General features: G+C 63.4%; 17 protein-coding genes. 8 read left to right on the plus strand and 9 right to left on the minus strand.

The genetic code is table 11. From position 1 onward, the window contains the following. The first annotated feature begins 91 nt into the window (after window positions 1–91). From G559_RS0106210 to G559_RS0106220, 3 genes are all read left to right on the plus strand, one after another. Window positions 92–1,195, plus strand: coding sequence for an efflux RND transporter periplasmic adaptor subunit (locus G559_RS0106210; protein WP_028627416.1), 1,104 nt, complete (start codon window positions 92–94; stop codon window positions 1,193–1,195). A 6-nt stretch (window positions 1,196–1,201) separates the two neighbouring features. Beyond that, window positions 1,202–4,318, plus strand: coding sequence for an efflux RND transporter permease subunit (locus G559_RS0106215; RefSeq protein WP_028627417.1), 3,117 nt, complete (start codon window positions 1,202–1,204; stop codon window positions 4,316–4,318). Between the two features lie 150 nt (window positions 4,319–4,468). After that, window positions 4,469–5,626, plus strand: a complete 1,158-nt coding sequence (locus G559_RS0106220; RefSeq protein WP_028627418.1) for an aromatic ring-hydroxylating oxygenase subunit alpha — start codon at window positions 4,469–4,471, stop codon at window positions 5,624–5,626. 108 nt (window positions 5,627–5,734) lie between these two features. On the opposite strand, the gene G559_RS0106225 is transcribed toward G559_RS0106220, so the two are convergent. From G559_RS0106225 to plsB, 5 genes are all read right to left on the minus strand, one after another. Next, the gene (locus G559_RS0106225; protein ID WP_028627419.1) at window positions 5,735–6,412 is read right to left on the minus strand and encodes a DUF4197 domain-containing protein; all 678 of its coding nucleotides are present in this window, start codon (window positions 6,410–6,412) and stop codon (window positions 5,735–5,737) included. Window positions 6,413–6,455: 43 nt separating this feature from the next. Then, window positions 6,456–6,854: a YbaY family lipoprotein gene (locus tag G559_RS0106230; RefSeq protein WP_028627420.1), complete on the minus strand. Its 399-nt coding sequence runs from the start codon at window positions 6,852–6,854 to the stop codon at window positions 6,456–6,458. A 127-nt stretch (window positions 6,855–6,981) separates the two neighbouring features. Beyond that, window positions 6,982–8,205 carry a hypothetical protein gene (locus G559_RS30250; protein ID WP_028627421.1) on the minus strand — a complete coding sequence of 408 codons (1,224 nt, stop codon included), beginning with the start codon at window positions 8,203–8,205 and terminating at the stop codon, window positions 6,982–6,984. After that, on the minus strand, window positions 8,202–8,468 hold the full coding sequence (locus G559_RS0106240) for a hypothetical protein (protein WP_028627422.1): 267 nt from the start codon (window positions 8,466–8,468) through the stop codon (window positions 8,202–8,204). Before G559_RS0106240 ends, G559_RS30250 begins: the two co-directional genes overlap by 4 nt. A 181-nt stretch (window positions 8,469–8,649) precedes the next feature. Further along, window positions 8,650–11,148 carry a glycerol-3-phosphate 1-O-acyltransferase PlsB gene (gene plsB, locus G559_RS0106245; RefSeq protein WP_028627423.1) on the minus strand — a complete coding sequence of 833 codons (2,499 nt, stop codon included), beginning with the start codon at window positions 11,146–11,148 and terminating at the stop codon, window positions 8,650–8,652. A gap of 231 nt (window positions 11,149–11,379) precedes the next feature. Between plsB and G559_RS0106250 the strand changes: the two genes are divergently transcribed. The 5 genes from G559_RS0106250 to G559_RS0106270 all read left to right on the plus strand — a co-directional run bounded on the left by G559_RS0106250 (window position 11,380) and on the right by G559_RS0106270 (window position 16,415). Continuing rightward, complete coding sequence (locus G559_RS0106250; protein WP_028627424.1) at window positions 11,380–12,303, plus strand: ABC transporter ATP-binding protein; 924 nt, start codon at window positions 11,380–11,382, stop codon at window positions 12,301–12,303. Next, window positions 12,300–13,034 carry an ABC transporter permease subunit gene (locus G559_RS0106255; protein WP_028627425.1) on the plus strand — a complete coding sequence of 245 codons (735 nt, stop codon included), beginning with the start codon at window positions 12,300–12,302 and terminating at the stop codon, window positions 13,032–13,034. Before G559_RS0106250 ends, G559_RS0106255 begins: the two co-directional genes overlap by 4 nt. Before the next feature lie 2 nt (window positions 13,035–13,036). Further along, window positions 13,037–14,872 (plus strand): GldG family protein, encoded by a 1,836-nt coding sequence (locus G559_RS0106260; RefSeq protein WP_028627426.1) that lies wholly within the window; start codon window positions 13,037–13,039, stop codon window positions 14,870–14,872. A 10-nt stretch (window positions 14,873–14,882) separates the two neighbouring features. Continuing rightward, on the plus strand, window positions 14,883–15,878 hold the full coding sequence (locus tag G559_RS0106265; RefSeq protein WP_028627427.1) for a DUF4340 domain-containing protein: 996 nt from the start codon (window positions 14,883–14,885) through the stop codon (window positions 15,876–15,878). Between the two features lie 327 nt (window positions 15,879–16,205). Next, a complete protein-coding gene (locus tag G559_RS0106270; RefSeq protein WP_028627428.1) occupies window positions 16,206–16,415 on the plus strand; it encodes a cold-shock protein in 210 nt (69 codons plus the stop codon). A 74-nt stretch (window positions 16,416–16,489) separates the two neighbouring features. Here G559_RS0106270 and G559_RS0106275 read toward each other — a convergent pair whose 3' ends face one another. From G559_RS0106275 to G559_RS0106290, 4 genes are all read right to left on the minus strand, one after another. Further along, complete coding sequence (locus G559_RS0106275; RefSeq protein WP_028627429.1) at window positions 16,490–16,861, minus strand: hypothetical protein; 372 nt, start codon at window positions 16,859–16,861, stop codon at window positions 16,490–16,492. 10 nt (window positions 16,862–16,871) lie between these two features. Further along, window positions 16,872–17,675: a putative RNA methyltransferase gene (locus tag G559_RS0106280; protein WP_028627430.1), complete on the minus strand. Its 804-nt coding sequence runs from the start codon at window positions 17,673–17,675 to the stop codon at window positions 16,872–16,874. Then, window positions 17,675–18,817: a succinyl-diaminopimelate desuccinylase gene (dapE, locus tag G559_RS0106285; protein WP_028627431.1), complete on the minus strand. Its 1,143-nt coding sequence runs from the start codon at window positions 18,815–18,817 to the stop codon at window positions 17,675–17,677. Before dapE ends, G559_RS0106280 begins: the two co-directional genes overlap by 1 nt. Window positions 18,818–18,920: 103 nt before the next feature. Next, window positions 18,921–21,515, minus strand: a complete 2,595-nt coding sequence (locus G559_RS0106290) for a glycosyltransferase (RefSeq protein ID WP_028627432.1) — start codon at window positions 21,513–21,515, stop codon at window positions 18,921–18,923. Between the last annotated feature and the right edge of the window lie 162 nt (window positions 21,516–21,677).

Below are 21,677 nucleotides of genomic sequence, written 5' to 3' on the forward strand. Positions count from 1 at the left end.
TCTTTATAAATACTGGACTGGTGAGTTTGCTATTTTTACTATACCCAGCAGTATAAATATTCCAGCTGTTCTTCGCGAAAGGTCATTCATCATGTTTCGCCATGCCTTGCCCCTCGCTCTGCCCCTTTCCCTCTCTCTTCTGATCGCGGCCTGCGGCAATGGGGAGCCTGTTCAACAGGTGGTTCGTCCGGCCATGGTGGTGCAGCCCGAACCGGCGGCAGATGCGGTGGATACCTTCCCGGGCGAAGTGCGTTCGCGCTATGAGCCGGAATTGGCCTTCCGCATCGGTGGAAAGATTGCCAAGCGCCTGGTGGAAGTGGGCCAGCGGGTGAAGAAGGATCAGGCCCTGGCCGAGCTGGACCCACAGGACGTGCGCCTGCAACTGGAGGCTAGCCGGGCCCAGGTGGCTGCGGCTGAGGCCAACCTCACGCTGGTGCGCGCCGAGCGTGATCGCTACCGCACCCTCTTGGATCGCCAGATGATCAGTCGCTCCCAGTACGACAACGTGGAAAACACCTTCCGCGCCGGCGAGGCGCGGGTGAAGCAGATCAAGGCCGAGCACAACGTCGCCAGCAACCAGGCGGCCTACACCGTGCTGCGTGCTTCCCGGGATGGCGTGATCGCCGCCCGTCGCGCGGAAGTCGGACAGGTGGTGGCCGCCGGCCAGACCGTCTTCACCCTGGCCGTCGATGGTGAACGCGAAGTCCTGATCAGCCTGCCGGAACACGCGATCGACCGTTTCAAGGTTGGCCAGGATGTGGCGGTTGAGCTCTGGTCGCTGCCCGGTCAGCGTTTCCCGGCACGCATCCGTGAACTGGCACCGGCCGCTGATTCGCAGTCCCGTACTTTCGCTGCACGGGTCGCCTTCGCCGACAACAAGGTCCCGGCGGAACTGGGCCAGAGCGCTCGCGTGTTCATCCGCAGCAACGGCGCGGTGCCGCTTTCCGTACCGCTGTCGGCACTGACTGCCGAAGCGGGCCAGCCCTATGTCTGGGTGGTCGATCCCAAGGACTCCACGCTGAAGCGTCGCCTGGTGCGCGTCGGTCCCTATGGCGAAGACCGCGTGCCCGTGCTCGAAGGCCTGCAACCCGATGACTGGGTGGTGGCAGCCGGCGTGCAGGTGCTGCGCGAAGGCCAGCAGGTGCGGCCGGTGGACCGCGCCAACCGTTCGGTGAAGCTGTTGGCCAAGGAGTAAGGCGCCGTGAATTTCAATTTGTCCGCCTGGGCGCTGCAGAATCGCCAGATCGTCCTCTACATCATGCTGTTGCTGGGCATTGTCGGGGCCATTTCCTACACCAAGCTGGGGCAGAGCGAAGACCCGCCCTTTACCTTCAAGGCCATGGTCGTGCGCACCAACTGGCCGGGCGCCAGTGCCGAGGAAGTCTCCCGCCAGGTCACCGAACGCATCGAGAAGAAGCTGATGGAGACCGGCGAGTACGACAAGATCGTCTCCTTCTCCCGTCCCGGTGAGTCGCAGGTGACCTTCATTGCGCGCGACTCCATGCATTCCAACGAGATTCCCGAGCTCTGGTACCAGGTCCGCAAGAAGATCAGCGACATTCGCCATACCTTGCCGCCGGGCATCCAGGGACCGTTCTTCAACGACGAATTCGGCACCACCTTCGGCAACATCTACGCGCTGACCGGTGAAGGTTTCGACTACGCCGTGCTCAAGGACTACGCCGACCGCATCCAGCTGCAGCTGCAGCGGGTCAAGGATGTGAGCAAGGTGGAGCTGCTCGGCCTGCAGGACGAGAAGATCTGGATCGAACTGTCCAACGTGAAGCTGGCCACCCTGGGGCTGCCGCTCGCCGCAGTGCAGCAAGCCCTGGAGGAGCAGAACGCGGTCGCTACCGCCGGATTCTTCGAGACGCCCAGCGATCGTGTGCAGCTGCGTGTTTCCGGCCGTTTCGATTCGGTTAAGGAAATTCGCGACTTCCCTATTCGCGTGGGTGACCGCACCTTCCGCATTGGCGATGTGGCGGAGGTTCGTCGCGGCTTCAATGACCCGCCGGCACCGCGCATGCGCTTCATGGGCGAGGACGCCATCGGCCTTGCGGTGTCCATGAAGTCCGGCGGCGACATCCTGGTGCTTGGCCAGGCGCTGGAGGGCGAGTTCGCCCGCCTGCAGGAGAACCTGCCGGCCGGCATGCAGTTGCGTAAGGTGTCGGACCAGCCGGCAGCGGTGAAGACCGGGGTCGGGGAGTTCGTTCGCGTGCTCACCGAGGCGCTGGTCATCGTGCTGCTGGTAAGTTTCTTCTCCCTGGGCTTGCGCACCGGCCTGGTGGTGGCGCTGTCGATCCCGTTGGTACTGGCGATGACCTTCGCCGCGATGTACTACCTCGGCATCGGCCTGCACAAGATTTCGCTCGGCGCCCTGGTGCTGGCACTGGGCTTGTTGGTGGACGACGCGATCATCGCGGTGGAGATGATGGCCATCAAGATGGAGCAGGGCTATGACCGTCTCAAGGCGGCGAGCTTCGCCTGGAGCAGCACGGCGTTCCCCATGCTCACCGGCACCCTGATCACTGCCGCCGGCTTCCTGCCCATCGCCACCGCGCAATCCGGCACCGGCGAGTACACCCGCTCGATCTTCCAGGTGGTGACCATCGCCCTGGTCGTGTCCTGGATCGCCGCGGTGGTGTTCGTGCCCTATCTGGGTGACCGCCTGCTGCCCGACCTGGCCAAGCTGCACGCGAAGAAGCACGGCGGCAGCGACAAGGGCCACGATCCCTACGGCACGCCCTTCTACCAGCGGGTCCGTCGCGTAGTGGAGTGGTGTGTGCGGCGACGCAAGACCGTGATCCTGCTGACCCTGGCTGCTTTCGTGGCCTCCATCGCCCTGTTCCGTTTCGTTCCCCAGCAGTTTTTCCCATCCTCGGGTCGCCTGGAACTGATGGTCGATCTCAAACTGGGCGAGGGTTCGTCCCTGGCCAACACCGAGGCTGAGGTCAAGCGTCTGGAACAGCTGCTGCGCGAGCATCCGGGTGTGGATAACTACGTGGCCTATGTTGGCACCGGTTCGCCACGCTTCTACCTGCCGCTGGATCAGCAACTGCCGGCGGCCAGCTTTGCCCAGTTCGTGGTGCTGGCCAAATCCATCGAGTCCCGCGAGGAAATCCGCAGCTGGCTGATCCAGGTGCTGAACGACGAATTCCCCGCCCTGCGCAGCCGCATTTCGCGCCTGGAGAACGGTCCGCCGGTGGGCTACCCGGTGCAGTTCCGCGTGTCTGGCGAACACATCGACGAAGTCCGCGCACTGGCCCGCCAGGTGGCCGACAAGGTGCGTGAGAACCCCCATGTGGTGAACGTGCACCTGGATTGGGAAGAGCCGAGCAAGGTGGTGCGGCTGAATATCGACCAGGACCGCGCCCGCGCCATGGGTGTGACTACCGCCGATCTCTCGCGCTTCCTGCAGAGTTCGCTGACCGGCGCGCCGGTGAGCCAGTACCGCGAGGACAACGAGCTGATCGAGATCCTGCTGCGCGGGACCGTGCGTGAACGCCAGGAACTGGCCCTGCTGCCGAGCCTGGCCGTGCCCACCGACAATGGCCAGAGCGTGCCGCTGTCGCAGATCGCCACCCTGGAGTACGGCTTCGAGGAAGGCATCATCTGGCACCGCAACCGCCTGCCGACGGTCACGGTGCGCGCCGATATCTACGACAAGTCCCTGCCGGCGAGTCTGGTCAAGGACATCTCGCCGACGCTGGACCCGATCCGCGCCGAACTGCCGGACGGCTACCTGCTGGAGGTCGGCGGTACGGTGGAAGACTCCGCTCGTGGGCAGAAGTCGGTGAACGCCGGCATGCCGCTGTTCATCGTGGTCGTGCTGACGCTGCTGATGTTGCAGCTGAAGAGCTTCTCGCGTTCGGCCATGGTCTTCCTGACGGCGCCCTTGGGGCTCATCGGCGTGACCTTGTTCCTGTTGGTATTCCGCCAGCCCTTTGGCTTCGTCGCCATGCTCGGCACCATTGCCCTGGCTGGGATGATCATGCGCAACTCGGTCATCCTGGTGGACCAGATCGAGCAGGACATCGCCCAGGGTCTGGATCGCTGGCATGCCATCATCGAGGCCACGGTGCGACGCTTCCGGCCTATTGTCCTAACCGCCCTGGCGGCGGTGCTGGCGATGATCCCACTGTCGCGCAGCGTGTTCTTCGGTCCCATGGCCGTGGCCATCATGGGCGGCCTGATCGTCGCCACCGCCCTGACCCTGCTGTTCCTGCCCGCGCTCTATGCGGCCTGGTTCCGGGTCAAGCCGGCGGAAGCCGAACAGACAAGGCCGGTGCTGGCACCGGACGTCCAACCCAGCCACTGACGACAAAGGCCCCTTCGGGGGCCTTTTTCATGTGTATGGGCTGTTTCTGCCAATCCTGCGGCCACTTCCTCTCCGGCCCTTGGCGTCGTCGCCTGCCAGGCAGAGACTGGCCGGGCTCGCTACCGCCAATCGCCACAAGAAGAGGTGCCCATGCAGCATGCGACCCAGGTGGAATTGCTCAAGCGAACCCTGGCACTGGTGGAACGGGGCGTATCCGAATGCCTCGACGCGCCTTCATCGTTGCCGGTGGACGTCTATCTCGATGAACAGCGATACCGCCGCGAGCGCGACGAGGTTCTGCGCCGTGAACCGCTGCTGGTGGCTCGTTCCAGCGAGGTTCCACCCGGTCATTTCGTCACCCGCGACCTCCTGGCGCCGCTGCTGCTGACCCGCGATGAGCACGGCCGACTGCGCGCGTTTCTCAATGTCTGCAAGCACCGGGGCACTCAGTTGGTGGGTGATGCCTGCGGGCGTAACCGGGTATTCGTCTGCCCCTATCACGCCTGGTCCTACAACCCGGACGGCCAACTGCGCGGCATCCCCCATGGCTATGGCTTCGAGGGCATAGACCGGGCTTGCCTGAACCTCACTGAGGTACCGGTGGCCGAGCGCTTCGGCGCCATATGGGCGCGCCACTCACCCGGGCCGGCACTGGACATGGATGCCTTCTTCGGTGAGCAGATCCTGGCCGACTTCGACAGCTTCGCCCTGGATGAGCATGTGGTCTTCGATCCCCGGGACATTCGCCGGCCGGTGAACTGGAAGCTGACCATCGACACTTTCCTGGAGAATTACCACGTCTCCAGGGCGCACCAGGCCACCATCGATCACCTGTTCTGGCCCAACCTGGGGCTGTTCGAGCGCTTCGGCCGGCATATCCGCAACTACTACGTGAAGCGCAACTTGCGTGAGGTTCTCGATCAGCCTGAACGTGACTGGAACCTGAGGCACCACGGTAACCTGCTGTATTTCCTCTGGCCCAACACCCTGGTACTGGTGGAACCGGACCACATCGACTTCTCCACTGTGTTCCCAGACGGCCCCCTCGCCACCCGCGTGCTAGGCCACACTCTGCTGCCGGAAGCTCCGGCGACGGAGAAGGCGCAGCGTTATTTCGAGAAGAACAACGCCATTCTCTACTCGGCGCTGGAGGAGGACTTCGCCATGGCGGCACGGGTGCAGGCCGGGATTCAGGCCGGCGCCAGCGACCGGCTCTGGCATGGGCGTTTCGAGCAGGCGCTGCGCTGGTTCCACCAGGGGCTGGATGAAGCGTTGGCGGATGAGCGCGTGGCGGTGTTGGCAAAGTGATTTCACGCCGGATTGCCAATCCGATATGCCGCTCATTCACTGGCGCTTGTTGGTCGTTCAAAGAAAAAGCCCGGCATCACGCCGGGCTCATCCGTACCTCGTTGAGGCTCAAAGCGCTCCAAACACCTTCTTCGCCAGACCAGTGGCGGCACCTGCCGGGTTCTGGCGGATGCTGGCCTCCTGCTCGGCAATCATCTTGAACAGGCCGTCCAGGGCTTCTTCGGTCACGTAGCTTTCGATATTGGCGCTCTTGGCATCCACGACGCCGAAGCTCGCGGCCTGGCCGGCGAAGCTGTTGTATTGCTGGGCCAGACCCACCTTGTCGGTGGCCTGCTTGACGATGGGCAGGAACTTGGCGCGCAGCTGGTCGCGGCTGGACGTGTTCAGGTATTGGGTGGCGGCGTCATCCGGGCCGCTGAGGATGCCCTTGGCGTCTTGCACGGTCATCTTCTTCACGGCGTCCACCAGCATTGCCTGGGCCTGCGGTACTGCGGCTTCGGCGGCCTTGTTCATGGTGTCTTCGAGCTGTTCCACCTGGGCGCCCATGCCCATCATCTTCATGGTTTTGGCGGCCTTGCCGAGGTTGCCCGGAAGTTCGATGCGGACGTCCGGGTTTTCGGCGAAGCCGCCCGGTTTGCCCAATTGCTGGACGGCGACCTTGGCGCCCTGGGTCAGCGCGTCCTTCAGGCCGCCAGTGGCATCCGACTGACTGAGATCGGCGATGGACAGGGCGAAGGCGCTTGCAGACAGGGCGAGGCCGGCGCAGAGGGTGGCAAAGCGGATCATTGCTGCATCCTTGTGGCTAGGGGGGAGGACGGTCTGTTTGTGCTCAGCGGACCGGATCGACCTTGATGCGAAGTGGCTGCGGGTCGGAGCCGTCGAGTTTAACCGAGTGCTGCTCGGTACTGATGAACATCAACCTGCCGTCCAGTTCGATGCGCGCACTCACCGCGTAGCGGTGGTTGGCCTGGACCTTGGCGGGGTCGTAGTCGAGCCGGAAGGCCAGCGGCACCTGGCCCTCTATCGGTCCCTGCTGGCGGGCCAGTTCCACGGCCGGGGCATCGGCCAGCGATACGTCCTGGAGGCTGACGCTGAGGGTCGCGGCCGGGGGAAGGGCCATGCGTTGCAGGTAGAAGACCTCACCTTCCAGTTGGCGAGTTTCGCTGGCGGGATGGCCGGCGCAGGCAACCAGCAGGCTACCGGCAAGGATCACGGACAGTGCTTTCATCAGGACCTCGGGGTCATGCGGGATCGACAGATGCCACTATAGAAGGCCACGCACGATGAGCCATGGTGCCAGGTCAAGACGCCCGAAAATGACATCGCCCCCGGGTGGGGGCGATGTGGCTGTAGGGTCAGTGCGGATTGTCGTCCAGTGCCGTGCTGGATATGGCGTTGAGGGTGTCGTTGAACTGCACCGTTTCGTTGAAGGACTTGACCAAGGCGCGGAAACGGTCCTTGGCGGCGATCAGTTGCTTGAGTTTCTCGGCCAGTTCGTCGTCCTTGCGATTGAGCGCGGCCTCGCGCTCCTCCAGGGCTTCGGCACGGCGCCCCAGGGACTCGGCCAGCTCATCGTTGCGTTGCTTCTCCAGGCGCAGGCTTTCGGCAAGCTTGGCGGTGCCGCGGTCGCGCGCTTCGACGCTTTCGGCCAGGGCCTTGAGGGCGGCGCTGCGCTCGGCGAGGGCGCGCGCGTTGTCCTCGGCGCTCCGTTCCAGATTGGAGACTTCGCGTGTAAGGCGTGCTTCCAGCAGCCGCAGTTGTTCGTCCTTGTCCGCGAGGAGGCGCTCCTTCTCTTGCAGCTGCGACTTGCGTTGCTCCAGGTTTTCCTGATGCTTCAGCGCGTCCAGTTTCTGCTGGGTCAGGCCTTTGGCCATGTCTGCGAGGGAGTCGAGGGTGCTCTGCACGTCGTACAGGACGCTGTCGGTATCGCTGCCGAGGAACGCCGCGTGGGGAGTATCTGCGGAGCGCTCGACCGCTACTTCGGTCTCGGTGTTGGTCATCGGTGAGGGCGTCACAGGCTGAGGGATGTAATGTCGTATGTCCTCGATTTCGAGGGGGCGTTCAGCCTCGATGCTGGGCTGTGGCTCAGGCTGGGGTTCAGGTTCAGGCTGCGGTTCTGGTTCTGGTTCTGGTTCTGGTTCTGGTTGGGGCTCAGGCTCAGTCTCGAAGGGAGCTGCCGAGGAAGGCGCGTCATCAACAGCGTCCACATCACTGGCGTGTACGTCAGTTTGCTCGTGCGAGATCAGTTCCGGGGCTTCCTCGGCGATCTGGGTGGGCTCCGCAACGGGAGTGTCGGCGATGGCGGGAAAGCTCAGGCTGAAGTCCACGCCAAGGGAGCGGCTGTCGATGGGGGAGGGCGGGGCTGCCGTGATGACGGCTTCCTCCACCAGCGGTGGACGGGTGGACGGCAGTGGCTCACCGGTGTTGGCACTTTCGCGGGTGGCAATCAGCCTGTTCACCGCGGACCGGTTGATGGCCAGGTTGTGGTGTGAGCCTGTCACGGCTGGCTTCTGGTCGCCGCCTGTGATCTCACCCTTGAGCTGAACGAAGTGGAATTCCAGCTTTTCAGTCGTGCTCACGATTCATCCCCCTTGGTGATCTGCTTGAGGACCTGCACGGCGTACTGCCATTCCTGTTCGGACTCCAGGCCGGCCAGGTGATAGCCGTCTTCCTGGGGCACGGCGCTGGCCACGTAGACCTTCGAGGTGCCGTTGCGGCCTTCTTCGTTGAGGGTGTAGACGAGGATGTTGCGGTCGATCAGGGGGATGGCGAAGCTGCACAGGACGGCAGCGTTGACCACCTCTCCGGTGTCTTTCTCGACAGTGATGGTTCTCAGCAGCATGGGCGGGGTCTTCCATGTTCGGGACTGGTGGTGCGCTCGGATGTCCGAGGCGGCGCAGCGCCGAATGGTACGGAGGGGACCCCGGCACGCCTGCCGGGAGCGGTCTTATTGTGATGTGGGAACGGTCTTAGTCGGGCAGCGCAAAGGAGGCGCCAGGCCCGGAGGCCTGGTACTGCAAGGGTCAGCCAGCTTCTGCCGGGGCTTCCGGCTCGGCCTCGGTCTGGCGATCGAGAGCTACCTGGCGGATAGACAGGCGGATCTCCGCCGGCAGCACGCGCTTGGCGGCGCCTTCAGCCAACTCGCCGAGCAACTCGTGGTAGCTCAGCTTGCCGGCTTCGTCGCGACGCAGGACGCGCTGGTCCAGCAGGGTCTGGATGAAGTGACGGAACAGGCTCTTGTCGAAGAACTCCGGGGCGTTCAGGCCATGGAGAATCGACAGGCGCTGCGCCATGACGGTGCAGAGGTCTTCCAGTTCCTCGGCGCTCAACTGGTTCTGCCCTGCGTTCAGTAGCAGGGCGATGGCCATGTAGAAGCGTTGAAGCGTCTGGACGATGGCACGGGCCAGCAGCGTCAGCAGGACGAACTGTCGCGAGCTCGGTGCCGGGCGCACATACACGTCGCCTTCGACTTTGAGCAGGCCTTGCTCAACGAAGGCGGCCAGCCATTGGTCGACCACGCCTTCCACCTCGCTGGCGTCCCAACGGATGAACAGCTCGGCCTGCAGGTAGGGATAGAGCGCGCGCGTATAACGCAGGATCTGCTCGCGGCTCATTCGCGCGCTGCTCTGGAAGAAGCACGCCAGCAGCGCCGGCAGCGCGAACACGTGGAGCACGTTGTTGCGGTAGTAGGTCATGAGGACGGCGTTCTGCTCGTCCAGATAGAGGATCTTGCCCAGCGCATCTTTCTGCTCGGCCAGCAGGTTCATGCTCTGCACGTACTGGGTCAGCGCCTGGCCATCGCCTTCCGGCAGGGTGGCGTGGGGCGAATAGGGGACGGCGCGGAGCAGCGCCAGGTAGAGATCGAGCACACGGGTCAGGGCGCGTTCGTCCAGGGCCAGGCGACTGGTGGAGAGCAGTGCCAGGGCCACCAGGTTGACCGGGTTGATCGCCGCCGCGTCGTTGAGGTGGCGGGCAATGCGCACGGCCAACTGATTGGTGGTGTCGTTGAGCCAGGCTGGGCGGAACTGCGGGCCCAACTCCTGGTTGCGCCAGTCCGGTTGCTGCTGGTCGAGGAACTCGGCCAGCTTGATCGGTTCGCCGAAGTTCACCGCCACCGAGCCGAAGCGCAGCTTCAGCGCACCGATGACTTTGAACAGGTCGAAGATGGATTCCTTCTTCTTGCTCGCACCGCGCAACTCACCCAGGTAAGTGCGACCTTCCAGCACGCGCTCGTAACCGATGTATACCGGCACGAAGACGATGGGCAGACGCGAGGAGCGGAGGAAGCTGCGCAGGGTGATGGCGAGCATGCCAGTCTTCGGATGCAGCATGCGCCCCGTGCGCGAGCGCCCACCTTCGACGAAGTACTCCACCGGGAAGCCGCGGCTGAACAGGGTGTGCAGGTATTCGTTGAACACAGCCGTGTACAGCGGGTTGCCCTTGAAGGTGCGGCGCATGAAGAACGCGCCGCCACGGCGCAACAAGCCGCCGATCACCGGCATGTTGAGGTTGATGCCGGCAGCGATGTGTGGCGGGGTCAGGCCGTTGCGGAACAGTAGGTAGGACAGCAGCAGGTAATCGATATGGCTGCGGTGGCAGGGCACGTAGATGACTTCATGGCCCTGGGCAATGTCTTGCACGCCTTCGATATGGTTGACCTTGATGCCTTCGTACAGCTTGTTCCAGAACCAGGACAGCACGACCTCGAGGAAACGGATGGCGGTGTAGGCGAAATCGGAGGCGATTTCGTTGCCGTACTTCAGCGCCAGGGCCTCGGCTGTGGGCAGGCTGATCTTCTCGCGCTCGGCTTCCTCGGCCATGGCTTGGCGGACCATGGGCGCGCGCACCAATCCCTTGACCAGGTTACGGCGATGGGAAAGGTCGGGGCCGATGACTGCGGTCTTCTGATTGCGGAAGTGCACCCGCAGGATACGGTTGACCATACGCAGGGTGCGCTCCGGGCCCTTGTCCTGTTCCACCAGCTCACGCAGGTGGATCGGGGCGGAGAACTGCACGCGGGTCTTGCGGCCGAGGATGAGGATGCTGACCAGCTTGCGCAGGCGTCCGGTTACCGCCCAGCTGTCGGCGAACAGCAGCTTCCATGGGCTCGTTTCGCGATCAGGCGACTGCCCCCAGAACACCGTCACCGGGATGATCTGCGCATCTTCCACCGCGTTCTGCTGAATGGCGCCCAACACCCGTACCAGAGTGGGGGAGGCACCGCGCTTGTCCTGGCCGCCAAGCCAGCCCGGCTCCGGCGACAGGTAGAAGAACGCGGCTGGCTCCAGCAGGTCACCCACCGCCACCGGCAGCACCGGACGAGGCAAGCCGGCCTTGGTGCACTCCCGGTCCACCACCGCCAGGTCGCTGGCCGACGGTTGCTGCAGCACGTAGAGCACCGGCTTGCTGCGGTCGAGCTTCAAGGTGAAGGCGGATTGGTTGATGGTCTCCGAGCGCACCCAGAGGTAGAGCAGGCGGCGCAGGGCACCAAAGGCAAGGCGGCGGAAGGGGGAGCGGGTCATGACGGGGGTAATGCTGTGAAACGAGCGATTGCTCGGGGCGGCTAGTTTGCCGTATTCGCCGCCGGGTCGCAAAAAGCCACTGGCTGTCGTTTCTAACCGAATATTCCTGCAACTTTTCGCACAAGTGGCTGTCTTGCAATGCCTGCGGGGGACTCCTTATAGTCCGCCAGCGTTTTGCAAGGCCCCGGTGGCCAGCATGGCCAGGGGCTGCTCCCTTCGGGACTAGAGGCCATGATCGAGATAACAAATCTGACCAAGCGCTTTGCGCACCATACTGCCGTGGATAATCTGTCCTTCAGCGTCGCACCTGGGGAGGTGCTGGGGTTTCTGGGCCCCAACGGCGCAGGCAAATCCACCACGATGAAGATGCTTACCGGTTTCCTTGCGCCGACCTCCGGTACCGCGAGCATCTTCGGCTTCGATATCCAGACCCAGACACTCAGGGCCCAGCGGGAAATCGGCTATTTGCCTGAAGGTGCCCCGTGCTACGGCGACATGACCGTGCGCGGCTTCCTCGAGTTCATTGCCGAGGTCCGTGGCTATCGCGGTGCCGAGAAAAGGTCACGGGTAAGCCGGGCGGTGGGCCAGGTCGAGCTCGAGAGTGTCTTTGGCCAGTCCATCGAGACGCTCTCCAAGGGCTTCAAGCGTCGTGTCGGCCTGGCTCAGGCCATACTCCACGACCCGCGCGCGCTGATTCTGGACGAGCCTACCGACGGCCTCGACCCGAACCAGAAGCATCAGGTTCGCCAGCTCATCCAGAGCCTGGCTCGCGACAAGATCGTGATCATCTCCACCCATATCCTCGAAGAGGTCGCGGCGGTCTGCACCCGCGCCCTGGTGATCGCTTCCGGCAAGGTAGTGGCAGACGGCACGCCGTTCGAACTGGAAAGCCGTTCGCGCTATCACCAGGCGGTCACCCTGGTAGCCGAGGAGCCCTTGGACATGCTCGCCCTGGCCGTACTGCCGGGCGTTGCCGGTATCGAGGAAAACGCCATCGAAGGTGGCCTGACCATCCTGGCCAAGCCGGGTGAGGTGATCTTCCCGCAGGTGAATCAGTTGATCCACCAGCGTGGCTGGAAAGTGAAGGAGCTGGATGTGGAGCGCGGCCGTCTCGACGAAGTATTCCGCCGACTGACCCGGGGAGAAGCGGCATGAGGCAGTTGCCGGTGATTTTCAAACGCGAGCTGGCGAGCTACTTCGCCACCCCGCTGGCTTATGTATTCATCGTGATCTTCCTGGTGCTCTCCGGGGTCTTCACGTTCTATCTGGGCGGCTTCTACGAAAGCGGCCAGGCGAGCCTCGCACCGTTCTTCAATTTTCACCCCTGGCTCTACCTGTTCCTGGTGCCGGCCATCGCGATGCGCCTTTGGGCCGAGGAGCGCAAGTCCGGCTCCATCGAGTTGCTGATGACCCTCCCCATCACCCGTTTCGAAGCGGTCACCGGCAAGTTCTTCGCTGCCTGGGCGTTCTCCGGGCTGGCGCTGCTGCTGACGTTCCCGATGGTGCTCACGGTCAACTACCTGGGCGAGCCGGACAATGGCGCCATCATTACCGGCTATATCGGCAGCTGGCTGCTGGCGGGTGCCTTCCTCGCCATTGGATCGTGCATGTCGGCGCTGGCCAAGAACCAGGTGATCGCCTTCATCCTCGCCGTCAGCGTGTGCTTCCTGTTCATCGTCAGCGGCTTCCCGCTGGTGCTCGATGCGTTCAGCGCCTGGGCACCCCAGTGGCTGCTGGATGCCGTGGCTTCGCTGAGTTTCCTGACCCGTTTCGATGCCATCAGCAAGGGCGTGATCGACCTGCGTGACCTGCTCTACTTCGTCACCCTGATCGCCGCCTGGCTAGCCGCCACCGCCGTGGTGGTCGATCTGAAGAAGGCCGACTGAACATGAAGAAACTGATGTATTCCAGTGCCGGGCTGCTGTTGATCGCCCTGGCTTTCCTGGCGTTCAACATGCTCGCCGGGCTGACCCTGACCAACGCGCGGGTCGACCTGACCGAACAGAAGCTCTACACCATCTCCGACGGGACGAAGAAGATCCTTGGCGAGATCGACGAGCCCATCAACCTCTACTTCTTCTACTCCGACAAGACTGCCAAGGATCTGGTGGTACTGCGCAACTACGCGCGGCGCGTGGAAGAGATGCTGAAGGCCTATGAGCGGGCCGCCGACGGCAAGATCAAGCTGCATATCGTCGACCCGGAACCCTTCTCCGAGGACGAGGACAAGGCCGCCGAATTCGGCCTGCAGGCTGTGCCGCTGCAGCAGGGGGGCGACCAGGTCTACTTTGGGCTGGCCGGTACCAACGGCGTCGACGACACCCAGATCATCCCGTTCTTCCCGCTGGACCAGGAGGAGTTCCTCGAGTACGAGATCAGTCGCCTGGTGCAGAGCCTGGCCAAGCCGGAGCGACCGGTGGTGGGTGTGCTCTCCGGGCTGCAGCTCAATGGCGGTTTCGACATGATGAGCCGCCAGCCGACCCCGGCCTGGATGGTGATGGAGGAGATCCGTCAGCTGTTCCAGATCGAGAGCCTGAAGAGCGACATCGACCAGATTCCCGAGAAGGTTTCGGTGCTGCTGTTGGTGCACCCGAAGAACCTGCCAGAGCAAACCCAGTACGCCATTGACCAGTTCGTCCTGCGCGGTGGCAAGCTGCTGGCCTTCGTCGACCCCTGGAGCGAGGCCGACACCGGTATGGAGATGCCGGGCGAGCCAGGCGGCGACAAGTCCTCCGATCTGGATTCCCTGTTCAAGGCCTGGGGCCTGCAGATGGTGCCTGGCAAGGTGCTGGGCGACGGCGCCAATGCCATGTCGGTCAGCATGGGCCAGGACAAGCCGCCCGCGCGTCATGCCGCGTGGCTCAACCTGCCCAGGCACAGCCTCGACCAGAGCGATGTCAGCACGGCCGGTCTGGAGAACATCACCGTAGCCACTGCCGGTATTCTGAAACCGCTGGATGGCGCCAAGACCCACTTCGTGCCGCTGATTCAGAGCTCCGAGTACTCGATGCCGTTCGACGTGCAGCGCTTCGGCATGCTTGCTGACCCCGAGGAGCTGATCCGCGAACTCAAACCCACGGGTGAGCGCTACGCGGTGGCCGCACGCATCAGTGGTCCGGCGGAGTCGGCTTTCCCCAACGGTGTCGAAGGACGCAAGGATGGGCTGAAGTCGGCAGCGAACATCAATGTGATCGCCGTCGCTGACACCGATATCCTCAGTGACCGCATGTGGGTGCAGGTGCAGGACTTCTTCGGCCAGCGTGTACCGCAACCCTGGGCCGATAACTCCGGCTTCGCCATCAACGCGCTGGATAACCTGGCCGGTTCCGATGCGTTGATCAGCGTGCGCTCCCGCGGCCGCTTCAGCCGTCCGTTCGACGTCGTGGAGAATCTCCAGCGCGACGCCGAGGTGAAGTTCCGCGAACAGGAGCAGGAGCTCCAGCAGCGGCTGGCTGACACCGAGCAGAAGCTGGCATCGCTGCAGCAGAGCCAGGACCCCGCCAAGGCCCTGGAATTGACCCCGGAACAACAGGCTGCGTTGCAGCAGTTCATCCAGGAGAAGCTGCGCATTCGCAAGGAACTGCGCGATGTGCGCTTCCAGCTCAATGCCAGCATCGAAGACCTGGGACGCACCCTGAAATTCATCAATATCGCCCTGGTGCCGCTGGTGTTGACCCTGGGTGTGCTGGTGCTGTGGTTCTGGCGCCGTCGGCGCAAGGCATAAGGGGGACAGCATGGGACGCAAAGGTCTGATCTTTCTTGCCCTGCTGGCCGCCGGCCTGACTGCGGCCTACGTCATCCAGCAGGACGGCTCGCGGCCTCAACCGCAGCCGCCCAGCGCCAGCCGCGAGTTATGGCTGCCCGAGCTGCAAGGCGAATCGGCAGCGGTGACTGCGCTGGACGTGCGATTGCCCGGGCAGCCCGATCTGCAGTTGGTGCGTAAGGACGGCGTCTGGGTACTGCCGGCCAAGGCCGACTACCCGGCAGCGGGACAACCTGTGGCGGCCTTGCTACGGGCGCTGACGGAAGCGCGCAAGGTGGAAGCCAAGACGGCCAATCGCGAATTGCATGGCCGTGTCGGCCTGGCCGACAAGGGCAGCGTCGAGGAGCAGGGTACGCGGATCACGCTGGAACGCGGCAGCGAAGCGCCTCTGGACTTGCTGGTCGGAAAGCCGGCACAGCAGGGCAAAGGACAACTGGTTCGTCGCTACGGTGACAACCAGGTGTGGCTGGTCGACCAGGCCATGCCGATGCCGCAGACCGAACTCAACTGGCTGGACCGCCGAGTGATCGAGATTCCGTTTGCCAGTGTCCGGCAGGTGGAGGTCGTCTATCCGAACGGCAGCCGCCTGACCGTCTACCGCGACTCGGCTGAGGAACCCAATCTCAAGCTCAAGCAATTGCCGAAGGGGCGCCGTCTGGCCTACGAGGCTGCAGCCAATGGTATGGCCACCCTCTTCGCTGGCCTGGAATTCGCCGACAACGCTCCCTTGGCGCAGGTGCAGTTCAAGGGCAAACCGATGCTGGCGTTCAGCCTTTCCACCTTCGACGGTGGCGAGTTGCGTGGTGAGGTCTACGGCCAGGGCGAGCAACCCTGGCTGGTACTCAAGGACAGGCAGAAGCTGAGCAACGACCAGGTGCCGGGTAAACTGGATTGGGCCTATCGACTGGAGCCATTCCACTATCAGGCACTGGCCAAGAGGCTCGAGGATGTACTTGCCGCCAAGTAGTGCAAGTTAGTGAAGGAAGGCGGTAAATCGGACAATGGACCGTTTATTTCCGCCTTTCCTTATGCCCCATTTTGTACTTCGAAAGAACCAAAAAAGGGCGTCCAGCCCGCGTGGCACGGCCATTCTGCACTGTCATAAAAAAGTGCTTTTCAGCGCGAACTCTTGTCGTATACTCCGATCGCGGTCATAAAAAGAACGCCATTCGAATACCCGCTCCAAGCTTGATTCCGCCGGGGTTGGATATAACAAGAAGAACGTCTTTACCGCACCGTCGAAACCCCCAATAAAGGGGGCAAACAACAAAATTGCGAGTTGGAGAGAGCAGTAATGGCTGATCGTGAGGTCGGAACCGTCAAGTGGTTCAATGACGCCAAGGGCTATGGTTTCATTCAGCGCGAAAGCGGTCCTGATGTGTTCGTTCACTACCGCGCTATCCGCGGCGAGGGGCACCGCTCTCTGCTGGAAGGCCAGAAAGTGGAGTTTTCCGTGATCCAGGGTCAGAAAGGCCTGCAGGCGGAAGACGTCGCCAGGGTCTGAGACTCGAAAACAAAAGGCCCGTCAGTGACGGGCCTTTTGCTTTTTGTGATGCCTGTATCCGGGCAGCCGGTTTTTCAATCGGTGCGCCAGATGAATTCCTGCTCGCCTTCTGCATTCACCTTGATCCAGCGGTCGGCATCCTCTTCGCCCTGCGTTTCCTGCCAGCCACCTGGCGCGCAGCGGATTTCGACCCCGAGGGCCGCAAAGGCTGCACGGGCGCAACCCAGATCATCGTCCCAAGGCGTGGCGTCGCTCTCCAGGTAGAGGCTGTTCCATTTTCCGACGGCCTTCGGCAGCCAGGTGACCGGGATGCTTCCCGCCAGGCATTTGAAGGTTTGCCCCTTTTGCTGCCAGGGCGTGCAGGCACCCAGCGCCTCGTTGAGCCAGGCAGTCACGGCGTCCTGGTCGGTGTCCTTGAGGTAAATCTCGATATCGGGTTGGCGCATGGGAAACTCCCTAAACTTTCTCGATCCAATCGTAGCGAATGGACACCGTCACATCGAAGGCTTCTGCCACCACGGCTGCACGGCGCTCGGCATTGGCGCGCCAGCCGTGCGGGGTCATGGCCAACAGGTCGGCGCGAGCCTCCGAGTCGGCCAGGTGGAGGCGATAGGTCAAGGTCTCGCTGTGGGCCAGACGCATGCCTGTCGGGATCTGCTCCAGGTGCTTCTGATCGTCGTAGTCGCGGACCTCGTCGTAGAGCTTCTCGCGCAACTCCAGCAGGTGGCCGCGGGTTGGCCCCATGCGCAGCAAGCCACCGCCGGGCGCTAGCAGGCGCAACGCCTCCTGCCAATCCAGCGGACTGAAGACGCTGGCCAGCAACTGGCAGCTGCCATCAGCCAGGGGCACTCGCGCCATGCTCGCCACCAGCCAATGCAGCTGCGGGGTGCGGCGGCAGGCGCGTTTCACCGCTTCACGAGAGATATCCAGGGCGTAGCCGTCGGTCGCAGGCAGGGCCATGGCCAACTGGCTGGTGTAATAGCCTTCGCCGCAGCCGATATCCAGCCAGCGCTCGGGATCGTACTTGGCCGCGAGCGCAGCCAGGCGGTTGGCCAGCGGCGCGTAGTGGCCGCCATCGAGGAACCGCCGACGCGCTTCGACCATGGTGGCGTTGTCGCCCGGGTCACGGCTTTTCTTGTGCTGTACCGGCAGCAGGTTGTAGTAGCCCTGGCGCGCGCGGTCGAAGCTGTGGTTGGCCGGGCATACCAGTCCCCGGTCGTGGGCGCTCAGCGCGCCCTGGCAGAGGGGGCAGATGAGCATCATTGGGCGAGCAGGCGGACCAGGGTCTGCTGGTAGATGTCAGCCAGCAGGTCCAGGTCGCTGGCCAGCACGCGTTCGTTGACCTGGTGGATTGTCGCGTTCACCGGGCCGAGTTCGACCACCTGGGTACCCATGGTGGCGATGAAACGGCCATCGGAGGTGCCGCCGCTGGTGGACGGGGTGGTATTGCGGCCGGTGATGGCTTTGATGCTGGCGGACACCGCGTCCAGCAACTCACCCGGCTGGGTGAGGAAGGGCAGGCCGGACAGGGCCCATTCCAGGTGGTAGTCCAGGCCGTGCTTGTCGAGGATGGCCTCGACGCGGCGCTGCAGGCCTTCCACGGTGGATTCGGTGGAGAAGCGGAAGTTGAATACCGCCACCAGCTCGCCAGGGATGACGTTGGTGGCGCCGGTGCCGGAATTGAGGTTGGAGACCTGGAAACTGGTGGGCGGGAAGAAGGCGTTACCGTCGTCCCAGTGCTCGGCAGCGAGTTCGGCCAGGGCCGGGGCGATCAGGTGAATGGGATTCTTCGCCAGGTGCGGGTAGGCCACGTGGCCTTGCACGCCGCGTACGGTCAGCTTGCCGCCCAGGGAGCCGCGTCGGCCGTTCTTCACCACATCGCCTACCAGCGAGGTGCTCGACGGTTCACCGACGATGCACCAGTCCAGGCGCTCGCCGCGGGCGGCCAGGCGCTCGACCACGGCCTTGGTGCCGTGGTGGGCGGGGCCTTCCTCGTCACTGGTGATGAGGAAGGCGATGGCGCCCTTGTGTTGCGGGTGCTCGGCGACGAAACGCTCAACTGCCACCACCATGGCTGCCAGGCTGCCCTTCATGTCCGCCGCACCACGGCCGCAGAGCATGCCCTGCTCGTCAATCAGGGCATCGAATGGCTGATGCTGCCAGGCTTGCACCGGGCCAGTGGGCACCACGTCGGTATGACCCGCGAAGCAGAGCACCGGGCCCTCGCCGCCACGGATGGCCCAGAAGTTCTCCACGTCCTCGATGCGCATGCGCTCGATGCGGAAGCCCGCGGCTTCCAGTCGGCGCATCATCAGGTCCTGGCAGCCTTCGTCGACCGGGGTGACCGAGGGGCGACGGATAAGCTCGCAGGCGAGTTCGAGGGTGGGGGACAGGGCAGGCATGGAAGGCTCCGGAAAGCAGCGCGGAAACTGACAGGGTGAAAAGGCGGTTATCTTAAAGCAAGAACGGCGGCCAATGGCCGCCGTTTAAGGGTTTCGCTCGCTATCAGGCAGTAGCGACTTCTTCTTCCTGCTCCTCCTGGCTCTTTGGCAGGGAGGAGAGCAGGGCCATGATCAGCGCCGCCAGGTAGGGCAGCGACTGCACCAGCAGCATGGCCACCCAGAATTTCACGTCCGGACTGGGCATGCCCTGGACGATGGCGATGCCAATGGCCGCGCCCCAGAGCAGCAGCATCACGAAGACCTCTTCGCGGGCTTCGGCCAGGGCCATCAGCAGCCCGTGATTGGTTCGCATTTTCGGCGTGCGGAAGAACGGAATGCTCTTGGTGAAGAAGCCGTAGAGCACGGCCTTGGCGATGGTGTGCGAAAGCGCGAGCCCTGCCACCGCGGCGCAGAAGGCATCCTTCAGGTTGACCCCCACCGCGCGCTGGTAGAGGAACACGATCTTGCCCACCTTGAAGAAGAACAGCGCCAGCGGCGGGATGGCGAAGATCAGCAGTGGCGGGTCGACCCGTTGCGGCACGATGATCATCGCCGCGGACCAGAGCAAGGCACCGATGGTGAAGAAGATGTTCAGGCCATCGGCGACCCAGGGCAGCCAGCCTGCAATGAAGTGGTAGCGCTGGCCTTGCTTGAGCTTGGAGTCCTGCCCCAGGAACAAGCTGCGGGCGTGCCCCTTCATGATCTGGACGGCGCCGTAGGCCCAGCGGAAACGCTGCTTCTTGTAGTCGATGAAGGTGTCCGGCATCAGTCCACGGCCAAAGCTCTCGTGCGCATAGGCCGCCGCATACCCGCTCTTGAACACGCGCAGACCCAGTTCGGCGTCTTCGCAAATGGTCCAGTCGGCCCATTTCAGCTCGTCCATCACGCTGCGACGGATCATGGTCATGGTGCCGTGCTGGATGATGGCGTTGCGGTCGTTGCGGGTGACCATGCCGATATGGAAGAAGCCCTTGTACTCCGCATAGCAGAGCTTCTTGAAGGTGTTTTCGTTACCGTCGCGATAGTCCTGCGGCGACTGCACCACGGCGATTTCCGGGTCGGCGAAGTGCGGAACCATGTACTTCAGCCAGTTGCGGTCGACACAGTAATCGGAGTCGATCACCGCCACGACTTCGGCGTCCGGTGCGGTGTACGGCAGGATGTAGTTCAGCGCGCCACCCTTGAAGCCTTCCAGCGGGGCAACGTGGAAGAACTTGAAGCGCGGGCCCAGTTGCTCGCAGTAGTCGCGCACCGGTTCCCAGACGGCCGGGTCCTTGGTGTTGTTGTCGATGATCAGGACTTCGTAGTCCGGATAGTCGAGGTTGGCCAGGGCGTCGAGGGTCTGTTTGACCATCTCCGGAGGCTCGTTGTAGCAGGGCACGTGCACCGAGACTTTCGGGCGGTAGGCGCTGTCGGCCAGTACCGGCAGGAAGGGACGTCGGCGCTTGCGTACCCAGACGGCTTCGGCCAGTTCGTGGGCCTCGGTCAGCAGCACGATGAACACGCCGAGGGCGCCGACACCGAGTAACAGGCCGACCGTCAGGCTGAACCAGGTGCTGTACTGCTGGCTGTAGTCGTAGGCGATCCACACCAGTACCGAGCCGCCGGCGAAGGCGACGAAGGTCAGGAAGGTGCGGCCGCGCTGGCGCAGGGCGCTTCCGTCGATCAACATCAGGGCCAGGGCCAGTAGCGCCATGACTACCGAGGCCACCGCGAGCATGCGCCATTGTGGGATGGCAATCACCGGGCCTTCGAAGGCGAATTTCGGCTGGCGTTCCAGGTTGTAGACGCCCCAGTAGGCACCCACCGCGCCCTCGTCACTGGCCTTCCACGGCTGGTCGAAGGCTTCGATCACGAAGTAGTTGTAGCCCTTGGCGTTCAGGGCGTTGACCAGTGTGCGCAGGTAGATGGCCTGGTCGGCCTGGGAGGCGTCGGCGCCGCCGCGCATGCGGCCGTTGCTCGGCCAACCCACTTCAGAGAGGAGCAGGGGCTTTTTCGGGAAAGCCTTCTTCAGGTCCTTGGCGCGCTCCAGGACGAACTCGGTGGAGTCCTCCATCGGCACGAATTCCCAGTATGGCAGCACGTGGGCCGCAACCAGGTCCACGTGTTTGGCCAGTTCCGGGTACTTCAGCCAGATGTGCCACTGTTCGGACGTGGTCACCGGCACTTTCACGGCGGCGCGAACGCGGTCCAGGTAGACCACCAGGTCCTTGCGGCTGATCTCGCGGCGGAACAGGGCTTCGTTGCCTACGACCACGCGAACGACGCTGCGGGAGGTGTTGGCGATTTCGATGGCCTTGGCGATCTCGCGCTCGTTGCGCTCTTCATCCGGGCTGATCCAGACGCCCAAGGTCACCCGCAGGCCGAATTCTTCGGCCAGACGAGGGATGTCCGCCAGGGTGCCGTCGACCGAGTAGGTCCGGATGTTGTCGGTCTGCTTGCTCAGCAGCTCGAGGTCCTGACGGATCTGTTCGTCGTTGGGGTAACGGTTTTGCTGGGGGTTCTGATCCGCGCGGAAGGGCGAGAAAGAGTAGCCGGAGATCTGTTCCGGCCAGTCCGGCGCGGTGACCGGGCGGTTGTAAAGTGCCCAGATACCGGTGAACAACGCGGCAACTGCCACGAAGACCACCAGGTTGAGTCCAAATTTACGCGATGGCATAGAGGTCAAGGGTTCCGAAGCTTGGAACTAGGGTAGGGCCAGCGGGTTGCTGGACGGCGCGAATCCTACCCCGGCGCCCAACAGCTGTATAGATTGCAACCAGCCGGGGGAGCCAGATGGCTGTCTCCGACTGTTCGTTTGTTTGCCTGAGGCTTCAGAAGT

It is taken from the genome of Metapseudomonas resinovorans DSM 21078, assembly GCF_000423545.1.
GTDB classification, from domain to species: Bacteria; Pseudomonadota; Gammaproteobacteria; order Pseudomonadales; family Pseudomonadaceae; genus Metapseudomonas; species Metapseudomonas resinovorans.